The sequence below is a fragment of the uncultured Amaricoccus sp. genome, assembly GCF_937891315.1.
In the GTDB taxonomy this organism is placed as follows: Bacteria; Pseudomonadota; Alphaproteobacteria; order Rhodobacterales; family Rhodobacteraceae; genus Amaricoccus.
On the sequence record NZ_CALAGI010000113.1, the window covers coordinates 1 to 8,948 of the forward strand.

The following is an 8,948-nucleotide window of genomic DNA, read 5'->3' on the forward strand; positions in this document are numbered from 1 at the left end:
ACCGCCTCGGCCCAGCGCTCGGGCCGCACCACGCGCAGGTCCCAGGCGCCGTCGATCGCCGTCGCGAACCAGGGCACCGGATAGCCGCGCGGCTCGACCGGGCGGCCGAGCATCGCCGCCGGCAACGGCAGGCAGTCGGGCCGGACGGCCGGCGTGGCCCCGGCACTCACGCCGCCACCCCGGCGTAGTCGCTCGCCCGCTCCAGCCGCTTGCGGCAGGGCGGGATCCAGCCGAAGCCGGTGCCTTCCGCGCCGGCGACCCAGACCAGCCAGCAGTAGGCGGTCGCCGTCGAGCCGGTGGCGGTCAGCTTGCCCCGGTGCATCGGCACCCGCTCGGTGAACTGCCAGACGAAGGCCGGCGGCCGGACACGGTAGAGGTCCTGGAACCGCGACACGCCCTCCAGGAAGGCGGTCCGCACCAGCATCGCGCAGCCCTCCACCGCGACCTGGCCGGCCCGCTCGACGAAAGCCTGACCGAGGCGGAACGGCGGGTTGGTGATCACCCAGTCCGGCCGGCGCGGGCAACGCGGCCCGGTGCCGGGGATCAGGAAATCGGCCGTGGGCAGCCCGACGCCGTAGTCGTGCACGTCGCTGGCCCAGACCTCGCCGAAATACTCCGCCAGCGGCGCGGCCATGTGGCCCATCCCGGCGGCCGGCTCCCAGACGGTGCCGAGCCCCGGCGTGATCAGCCCGGCCGCGCCCAGCATCTCGCAGAGCGCCCGCGTCGCCCAGGGCGGCGTTACAAAGAAATCCAGCGAGTCGATTGGCTCTACCCGGCGGCTCATGACAGCCGTGGACCTATTCTGCGCCACGGGTCACCTCCCGCCAGCTGTGCCCACCGGTGATGCTGGAGATCGTGTTTCGACAGACGCCGAACCGCGTCGCCAGATCGACCACGCGCTCGCCCGCCGCGCGCAGTCGAACAATCTCGCGCACCTGGGCGTCGCGGAGCTTGGCAGACCCGATTCGCTCACCGGCCCGGTGAGAACCGTGTGCGCGCTTGTCGGCGTTGTTTTCGGCGGCGGATGCCCATCGAAGGTTTGCCAAGCGATTGTCGGACCCGACGCCATTCCCGTGGGCGCCGTGCCAGCCCTCAGGACGCGGCCCCACGAACGCCCCGAGCACCAATGCATGGACGAGAGCGTGCTTCTTGCCGCGAGAGACGTCGCACAGAAGGACCGACCGGTACCCACTCGATGAGTCCTGCCGAAGCATCCGTGCCCCCCTGGTGCGATCCTCGCGCCACTGGCGCCCGGCACCGGGCCATTTCCACGATCGAACGCGCCCATGATCGCTGACCTCGTACCCGGGCCAGCCGGCGATCGGCCGCCACCTTTCGAGGCTGTCACGCGGCTCCGCGCGCCGCGCCATCACGGCCTGGCTGATGTTCTGGCCCATGCCGTCACGCCGCTTCGGGCGGCGGTGGCTCGTCGTCCGGCGCACGGAACTTCAGCGTGACGACCGCCTCGCTCCGCGCCCGCGTCGCCCGCCCGGCGATGTCATCGACCCGCGCCGCGCTGGCCGCCGCCTCCGCCTCGTCCAGCGCGTCGCGGACCGAGGGCCGCGCGTAGAGATGCTTGACGGCCGCCACCACCTCCGGCGCCGCGCCCCTGGCCCAGTCGTCGAGCGGCGTGCCTTCCATGCCGAGCGCGTCGCGGTAGAGCGCGGCGATCGCCCGTTCCTCGGCCAGATCGTCCGGATCGCGCCCCCGCTCGCGGATCAGCAGGCGCAGCACCTTGGTGTCGTAGCCGCGGCCCTTCGCCTCGGCCATCACCTCCTTGCGGCGATCGAGGATCTCCGCGACCTCGGCCGACAGCTCCTCGTAGCGCTCGATGAACCCGCGCAGCTCGCCGGCGGTCACGCCGTTCACCCGCTTGTTCTGCTTGCCGCGTCGCGCCATTTCCCGCCTCCTACTCCGCCGCCTTCATCGCCGCGTCCACCTCGGCCACCCGCGCCCGCTGCCGCTCGAGCGCCCGCGCCTGGTTGACGGCCCCGGGCACCGGCACCAGCTGCCGGAACCGCCGCACGATTCCGGGCGCGTTCCGCCCGGGCATCGCGCGGGCGATCGCGTAGGATTTCTCGCCGGCGGTGAAGCGCTCGAGCAGCTCGAGGTCCTCGCGCGGCGTCCAGCCGGTCTCGTCGGCGACGTCGCAGGGATTCGGCTCAGGCTCGGGCGCGGGCTCACGCGGCTCGGGCTCGGGCTCGGGTTCTTCCGGGAGGGGCGCGGCCTCCGCCTCCGCCTCGGGCGGCGCGGCGGCACCGTCGCGCCGCCCGCGCACCCGCAGCAAGTTCGCCACCTGTTTCGGATCGCGGTTCAGCCAGCGCGCGACCTCCGCCGGCGCCATGCCGCCCCGGTGGCGCTCGAACGCCTCCTGGCAATCCTCCTCGGTCCAGGGCCGCCCCGGATCGGGCAGGTCGGCGCCGGGCTCCGGCGCCTCCACCTCCAGGGTTCCCGTTTCCGGGGCTTCCGCCGGCGCGGAATCGGTGTCCGGCACCGCCACGGGCGGCACGGCCGGCCCGACCTCCGGCGCGTGATCGCCGGGGCTGGCCTCCGCCGCGTCGGGCGGGTCGATCGGGACCACGACTTCGGCAACCGGAGGCGTGGGCGGAGGCGATGGCGCGGGCGGAGGCGCAGGCGATGGCGATGGCGCAGACGTCGGCGAAGGCGTGGGCGAGGGCGTTGGCGACGGCGTAGGCGCGGGCGTTGGCGTCGGCGGCGGCGGAGGCGAGGGCGCGGGCGAAGGCGCGGGCGTTGGCGACGGCGAGGGCGAAGAAGTTGGCGCGGGCAGCGGCGCCGGCTCGGGCGCGGCCGCCGCCAGCTCGCCGCCGAGCGCGGCGTAGCTGGCGAGGTCGATCCAGCTGTCGGCATGGCCGGGGTTGCCGCGCGCGCGGCCGATCTTGAACAGGGCCATCAGCCGCGCGACGTCGGCGCCGCCGAGCGCCAGCCCGAGGTCGGCCGACCACAGCGCCGCGATCCGGCCGAGGCTGTCCTCGGCCGCGCCGTACAGCGCCGCCCGGTCGCGGGTGACGCAGTCGCGCGCCCGATCGAGAATTTCAGTCCGCCGCATGACACGCCTCGCGAAAAGGCCCGGCGGGTGCGACCCCGCCGGGCAAGGGGAGCCCGCCCCCGTTCCTCTGGCCCTCCGCGCGCGACGGGGACGGGCGGTCGGCAGACCCGCGCGCGGAAACCGATGGGAAAAAGCCCGGCCGGCGGTTCGGCGGCCGGTTCGGGGAGGCGGCCCTGGTCTGGTCGCGTGAGGGGTGGGGTGCGCCGGAAGGAAGCGGTCTTCCGGCGCCCAGGGCCGCCACCGCGAACCGGCGGCGGAAGGAACGGGGACGGGGTGGCACGGCGCAGGTCACGACGACAAGCCCTTGATCCTGCGGAAAAACTTTTCCGCCCGCGCTTCGAAGACGACGGCGAGCGCGCGCGCCCGCCGCGCGCGCGCCGCGTTGAACCGCCCGCGGATCCGCCAGAGCCAGTTCATCGACCCACCGGGGCGTGCTTCATGATCGGCGCTCCGGGTCGCGGTTCGTCGCCGGCCCACCGGGGCGCGCCTCCTCCGGGCCGATGATCTGGAACACGCTCTCGGCGCCGGCCATGGCGATCACCTGCAGCACGTAGCGGAAATGCGGGCTGTTCTCGCAGCGCAGCCAGTTGCGCACGGTGCGCGGATGCACCGACCGGCGGGCCGAGCTCAGCACCTCGGCGGCGAGGTCGGCCAGCTCGTTCTCCGACCGCGCCTCGGGGAAGGCCTTCCACAGGAGGCCGGCGAACCAGGCGCGCTCCGCCTCCTCCGGCGCCAGCAGCCCGACGCCGCGCACCCCGTGTTTTCCGCAGGACATTTCCGCATCACCCTCGCTACGCATGGTCCCGGCCCTGAGGGGGGCGCCCGGTCCGGTGCGGCGCGTGGCGATGGAGACCCGGTTCGGGCGAGGGGCGGCCTGGTCCATCAGGCCGCCCCTTTTTTCGGCGGGACGGCGCCGGCGACTTGATCAGCGCCGGCACCGTCGAGCACGGCCCGCAAGCGAAACATGAGCCTCTGTGTCAGCTGCCGGCCGTTCTCGAGATCGGTCACGAACGCGCGATCGTTCATGACCCCGAGGCCGAACGCGGTCTTTGTCATGGCATTGGCCGCGCAGAAATCGGCGATCTCTCGCAGAATCGGCTGGTTGGCTTGGATCGGATCGTAGGTCATGCCGCATCATAATTGGATATATCCAATCGACGCAAGATGGAAATGTCCAGATCGGCAGAAATGCCGAGATCGGATAAATCCGACCGGTATGGATCAGCCGTCCCTGTCTATGATCGTGGTGAAGAACGCTCTCGCGATAATCGAGGCGAACGACGACCTCGACCAAGCGAAAGTCCTGAGGAAAGCAGAGCTCAATCCGTCCTTTTTCGCGAACTTTGCCAAGTCCAAGACGGGAAACATGACGTTGGAGAGCGTCCAGAAACTCGCCTACGGGCTCAGCGTTCCAAGCGTGGCGCTTCTTCTATCATCGGACACGCGCGAGATGCTTGTGCGGATCCTCCACAACTACGGCACCATGCTGCCAGAATCCGCGGATTTGTTGTCAAAGATCGTTTCGGAGATTCAGCTCCGGCCAACTGATCGGAAACCTGAAGAACAAGACGAAGCTGACAAGAAAGCAGTCCCCCCAAGTTAGAAATAAGTTGCTCGATTTCCTTCAAAAGAACCTCTGCAAGAACACGATAGGTCGCAATTTTGTTAGTTTGAAACGACCATATCGCCAACTGCAATAAATAAATCAGTCGAAAATTAGATTAAACCGTCCCGGGTCTCGTCGTGATCGCCAGCTGGCGCCTGCCCGAGGCGGAACCGGAACTGATCGAGGGGTCGGCCTGAAAGCCGGCCCTACGTTTTTGCGCACATAATTGCGCAAACACTCTTGACGGGCGGGCCGTTCCGTGTGTAAATAACTACACAAACGGGGACGGGAATGGAACGCGACAGCAAACGGATCGTCAAGCGGCTTCAGGCGGAAGGCTGGACCCTCGTCTCGATCAGGGGCTCGCACCACAAGTTCCGCAAGGACGGCCGGACCGTGATCGTCCCGCACCCGAAGAAGGACCTGCCCCTCGGCACCGCCCGCTCGATCGCGCGGATGGCCGGGTGGGAATGACGCGAAGCTCGGGAGATCGAACGATGAAGACCTACCTCGCCCTGGTGCACAAGGATCCGGACAGCGCCTGGGGCGTGTCCTTTCCCGATCTTCCGGGCTGCCACTCGGCGGCGGACGACTTCGGCGATCTGCTCGCCAACGCGGCCGAGGCGCTGGCCCTGTGGTTCGAGGACGCCGACCCGGTCGAGCCGCGCGACCTCGCCGCGATCCGCGAGGCGGTCGCCGCCGACCTGCGCGACGGCGCCTTCCTGCTCGCCGTGCCCTACGTCCGCCGCACCACCACCCAGCGCCGCGTGAACATCAGCCTCGACACCGGCACCCTCGACGCCATCGACCAGGCCGCGAAGGACATGCGCCTCACCCGCTCGGCCTTCATCGCGCTCGCCACCGCCAACGAAATCCGCGGCGCGCACTGACGCGGATGACGGGACCGGCCATGTTAACAAAACTCTAAGGAAACAGTTGCCTTGACGCCGCCCGTTTTGCGAAATCGTGGTGGTCTTGTCTTTGAGGAGAATGACAATTGGCATCCGTAGTCCGCACCGAGGTCCGCAAGCGTGGCTTTTTCGGCTGGATATTTTTCATCCTTTTCCTTGGCTTCAACGCATTGATGGCGTGGTGCCTGCTGGCCGGGCTCGCGAACATCGGCGGCCAGACGCCAACCGACGCGAACCTTCGCGCCGCGCATGAGATCGGCGCGACGATCGGCGTCGGCTTCGTGCTGGTCTTCTGGGCCGCCGGCGCCGTGATTCTGGGCCTGCTCGTCATGCTCACCAGGGGCGCCAAGTCCATCATCGAGGAAGTGATCGCCTGAGGCGCCCACCCGGCGGCTTTCCGAAGAACCTTCGAGGCGATTGCGATGGACAGTGGAATTCTCGGCATTCTGATCGCGATGGCGCTGCTCGCCGCGGCGGTCTTCTTCCTGGTCGGCGCGCTGGTCCGCTGGTCGCGCCGCCTCGCCTGGCGCGGGCTGGCGGCGCTCGGCCTCGCCTTCGTCGCGGCGATCGGCGGCGTGGCGCTCAGCCCCGACTTCGCCGCGCGCAGGCTTGAGGTCAGCGCCGGGCGCGCGGCCGCCGCCGCCGCGCCGTCCGCCCCGGCTCCGCCGCTCGGGACCGGCCCGGCGGTCGAGCTGGCGGCCGAGCCGGCGACCCCGATCGTGGCCCCGCCGCCGATCCGGCGCCCGCCCGGCTTCGCCGAGGCCACCTGCCGCGCCGACCTCTCCTGCTGGGGCGAGGAGCACGCGCGCGCCGCCCGCGAGCAATGCCCGGGCGAGATCGAGCGCCTCGCGAAATACTCGGCGCGCTGGACCGACGGTTGGCTCGGGGTGAAATTCTCGCACTACCGCTGGTCCGACAAGGCCGCCGGCGTGATCGCCTACCTCGGCGACGAGATCGAATTCCAGAACGGCTTCGGCGCCTTCCAGCGCCACGTCTACACCTGCGTCTACGATCCCGACGCCGACTCCGTGCTCGAGGTTCAGGCCCGGCCCGGCCGCCTCTAGCCCCGGAACCGCGCGGGTCGCCAGCCGGCGGCCAGCGCCTCGGCCTCGTCGCAGAACCAGGCCTCGCCCTTCGCCTCGTCGATCTTCGTCTTGCCGTACCAGGGCGACCAGGGCGTGTGGTAGATCCGCTCGCCCTCGTCGTTGACGTTGCCCTTGATCGGACAGTCCGGGCGCGGCGCCGTCTGGGCCGCGCCCGCCCAGCGCTCGGCGCGGAACTCCCACGGCGGCTCGCTCGCCGCCTGCCAGACGCCGCGCTTCGCCGTCCGGGCCGCCGTCTCCTCGGCCACGTAGTCGCTCGAGTAGCGCACGAACGCCCAGGCCAGCCCCTCGCCGGCCAGCGCCGCCCCGAGATCGACGCCGCCCGCCTCGCAGCGCGCGATGACCCGGCCGTAGCCGTCGCGGTCGAGCGGCGCGCAGCGCACCTCGCCCCCGGCCACCAGCTGCTCCAGCCGGTCGGCCGCCGCGGCGCCGCAGTCCCACTTGCCACCGCCCGGCTTCGCGCATTTCTGGCCGAGCTCGGGCGCGTCGATCCCGTGCAGCCGCACCGCGACCGGGCCGAATCGCAGCCCGTCGCCGTCGACCACCTCGGCCGGGCCGCCGATCGCCCCCGCGAAGGCCGCGCCCGCCACGCCCAGTCCCGCCGCCAGCGCCGCCGCCGAAAATCCGATCCTTGCCATCCTTCGCCCCCCTCGCGCACCGCCCGACAATCGGCGTCCGGCGGGCTCCGGGCAAGCCGCGAGGGCGCGCATGGTTTATGGGCCGCCTGATTCGCGGAGCACCTTGGATTCGTCACAATCATGTTCGACATGAACATTGGATTAATCCAATTTACATCGTTAATGATTGGATATAACCAATCAACCGAAGGCCTGATCCCCCACCCGGAGCCCGCATGTCCTCTCTCCCCGCGCTTCTCACCCTCGCCGGAGCCTTCTCGCTCCTCGCCGGCTTCTGGCGCCCCCGGCCAGCCGCCGCCCCCGACCCCGCGTCCGAGGCCGACGAGGCCGCGACCGACATCGCCGCCCGCGTCGTCGGCGTGGCCCTGCTCGCCCTCGCCGCCCTGGTGGCCTGGTCGTGACCCCGGGCGAAATGCGCGTCGCCGCGCTGCTCTGCGCCGTCGCCTGGGCGGTCCTCGCCGCCGGCGTCTGCGCCGGCATCCTCGCCGCCTGGGCGATCGACGACTGGCGCGCCGGCCAGCCGCCCGAACTCTCCCCGCCCGGACTCACCCCGCGCGCCGAGATCGCCGAATGACCGCCGTCGAACCCGATGACCCCAGACCCGGCTCCCCGGCCGCCGCCGCGCGGGGCTGCGCCTGTCCCGTCTTGCGCCTGCGCGAGGTCTGGACACCAGGCGAGGCCTTCCTCGCCCGGTTGAGCATGGCGCAGCTGGACGCCCTCTATCGCGACCTGACCGGCGGGACACACGGGATCTCCGATCGCCTGATCAAGCCCAGGAAGGACGACGCGGTCGGTCTCGTCGCCGAGCTGTTCGCCCATCCCGCGAAGACCGAAGCCCGGATACGCGCCGCGAATTGGCCGATGCCGGGTGATCTGGCTGCCCGGATCGGGGACTGGCTGCCGGCGCCGCTTCGGCCCGCGGGAGGGCGAAGCGATGTCTGAAGAGCTCGGCGGGCGCCAGGAGGGCGATGCACGCTCTCACCTTGGCAGCGTGTCCTTGGCCACCGTCACGGTCAGGGTTCGGGCGCAATGACGTGGCACCCGCTCTACCGCCGCGACCGTCCGCGGCTCAACGCCGGAGCGCTGGAGGCGATGGTCGCCGACGCGAACCTCGCGGGGCATATCGCCTCAGTCGAGGAGGTCCGCCGGGCCTACGAGAAATATGAGACCGGGGCCGAGCACTGGATCAACGACACCTATCATGTTGTTCTCCGCCGCGAGCCATGGGACCAGGATCCCTCGGTTGAGACCGCGCATCTCTCGATCAAGCGCCACGACCGCGCGCCGATCCACGACTGGCGCGACCTGCAACGCATCAAAAGCGAGCTGCTCGGACCGGAATGCGAGGCGGTCGAACTCTACCCGGCCGAGAGCCGGGTGGTCGACTCGGCGAACCAGTATCACCTCTGGGGCTTCACCGATCCTGGGAATCGCATGCCCTTCGGCTTCCTAACCGGACTCCGGATAGGCGCGCCCAGCGCCGAAAGCAACGTTGGCCAGCGCCCGTTCGAGGAGACCCGCCATGGTTGACGGTAGCCGGCACCACGCGATGTCGGTCCGCCCGGCCCTCATCCTTTGGACGATCTACTCCGGCGCGACGGACCACCCGCACGGCTTCATCGC

16 protein-coding genes and 1 pseudogene are annotated in these 8,948 nt (G+C 70.5%); 9 read left to right on the plus strand and 8 right to left on the minus strand.

The annotated features are described in order from the left end of the window. Positions 1-166: 166 nt before the first annotated feature. The 7 genes and pseudogenes from Q0480_RS10455 to Q0480_RS10485 all read right to left on the minus strand — a co-directional run bounded on the left by Q0480_RS10455 (position 167) and on the right by Q0480_RS10485 (position 4,195). Positions 167-784: a hypothetical protein gene (locus Q0480_RS10455; RefSeq protein ID WP_299132669.1), complete on the minus strand. Its 618-nt coding sequence runs from the start codon at positions 782-784 to the stop codon at positions 167-169. Positions 785-797: 13 nt separating this feature from the next. Continuing rightward, positions 798-1,397: an HNH endonuclease gene (locus tag Q0480_RS10460; RefSeq protein ID WP_299132671.1), complete on the minus strand. Its 600-nt coding sequence runs from the start codon at positions 1,395-1,397 to the stop codon at positions 798-800. Positions 1,398-1,638: 241 nt separating this feature from the next. Then, positions 1,639-1,899, minus strand: a pseudogene (locus Q0480_RS10465) (GapR family DNA-binding domain-containing protein); the annotation flags it as partial. 10 nt (positions 1,900-1,909) lie between these two features. After that, positions 1,910-3,067, minus strand: a complete 1,158-nt coding sequence (locus Q0480_RS10470) for a DUF6378 domain-containing protein (RefSeq protein WP_299132673.1) — start codon at positions 3,065-3,067, stop codon at positions 1,910-1,912. A gap of 288 nt (positions 3,068-3,355) precedes the next feature. Further along, on the minus strand, positions 3,356-3,484 hold the full coding sequence (locus tag Q0480_RS10475) for a hypothetical protein (protein ID WP_299132674.1): 129 nt from the start codon (positions 3,482-3,484) through the stop codon (positions 3,356-3,358). Positions 3,485-3,503: 19 nt separating this feature from the next. After that, on the minus strand, positions 3,504-3,842 hold the full coding sequence (locus Q0480_RS10480) for a hypothetical protein (protein ID WP_299132675.1): 339 nt from the start codon (positions 3,840-3,842) through the stop codon (positions 3,504-3,506). A 107-nt stretch (positions 3,843-3,949) separates the two neighbouring features. After that, positions 3,950-4,195, minus strand: a complete 246-nt coding sequence (locus Q0480_RS10485) for a hypothetical protein (protein WP_299132678.1) — start codon at positions 4,193-4,195, stop codon at positions 3,950-3,952. A 109-nt stretch (positions 4,196-4,304) separates the two neighbouring features. Here Q0480_RS10485 and Q0480_RS10490 point away from each other — a divergent pair, with 109 nt between their 5' ends. The 5 genes from Q0480_RS10490 (at position 4,305) to Q0480_RS10510 (ending at position 6,648) form a co-directional block, all read left to right on the plus strand. Further along, positions 4,305-4,670 (plus strand): hypothetical protein, encoded by a 366-nt coding sequence (locus Q0480_RS10490; RefSeq protein WP_299132681.1) that lies wholly within the window; start codon positions 4,305-4,307, stop codon positions 4,668-4,670. 294 nt (positions 4,671-4,964) lie between these two features. Next, the gene (locus Q0480_RS10495; RefSeq protein ID WP_299132683.1) at positions 4,965-5,147 is read left to right on the plus strand and encodes a type II toxin-antitoxin system HicA family toxin; all 183 of its coding nucleotides are present in this window, start codon (positions 4,965-4,967) and stop codon (positions 5,145-5,147) included. Positions 5,148-5,170: 23 nt separating this feature from the next. Next, the gene (locus tag Q0480_RS10500) at positions 5,171-5,563 is read left to right on the plus strand and encodes a type II toxin-antitoxin system HicB family antitoxin (RefSeq protein ID WP_299132686.1); all 393 of its coding nucleotides are present in this window, start codon (positions 5,171-5,173) and stop codon (positions 5,561-5,563) included. 107 nt (positions 5,564-5,670) lie between these two features. Continuing rightward, entirely contained in the window at positions 5,671-5,961 is a 291-nt protein-coding gene (locus Q0480_RS10505) for a hypothetical protein (RefSeq protein ID WP_299132687.1), read from the plus strand. 45 nt (positions 5,962-6,006) lie between these two features. Continuing rightward, positions 6,007-6,648 (plus strand): hypothetical protein, encoded by a 642-nt coding sequence (locus Q0480_RS10510; protein WP_299132689.1) that lies wholly within the window; start codon positions 6,007-6,009, stop codon positions 6,646-6,648. Here the strand turns inward: Q0480_RS10510 and Q0480_RS10515 are convergent. Further along, positions 6,645-7,325: a thermonuclease family protein gene (locus Q0480_RS10515; protein WP_299132690.1), complete on the minus strand. Its 681-nt coding sequence runs from the start codon at positions 7,323-7,325 to the stop codon at positions 6,645-6,647. The genes Q0480_RS10510 and Q0480_RS10515 overlap by 4 nt on opposite strands. A 215-nt stretch (positions 7,326-7,540) precedes the next feature. Here Q0480_RS10515 and Q0480_RS10520 point away from each other — a divergent pair, with 215 nt between their 5' ends. From Q0480_RS10520 to Q0480_RS10535, 4 genes are all read left to right on the plus strand, one after another. Beyond that, positions 7,541-7,726, plus strand: a complete 186-nt coding sequence (locus Q0480_RS10520; protein ID WP_299132691.1) for a hypothetical protein — start codon at positions 7,541-7,543, stop codon at positions 7,724-7,726. Continuing rightward, positions 7,723-7,899: a hypothetical protein gene (locus Q0480_RS10525; protein WP_299132693.1), complete on the plus strand. Its 177-nt coding sequence runs from the start codon at positions 7,723-7,725 to the stop codon at positions 7,897-7,899. Before Q0480_RS10520 ends, Q0480_RS10525 begins: the two co-directional genes overlap by 4 nt. Further along, entirely contained in the window at positions 7,896-8,267 is a 372-nt protein-coding gene (locus tag Q0480_RS10530) for a hypothetical protein (RefSeq protein ID WP_299132694.1), read from the plus strand. Before Q0480_RS10525 ends, Q0480_RS10530 begins: the two co-directional genes overlap by 4 nt. An 87-nt stretch (positions 8,268-8,354) precedes the next feature. Beyond that, positions 8,355-8,855, plus strand: a complete 501-nt coding sequence (locus Q0480_RS10535; RefSeq protein ID WP_299132695.1) for a hypothetical protein — start codon at positions 8,355-8,357, stop codon at positions 8,853-8,855. Positions 8,856-8,948: the final 93 nt, after the last annotated feature.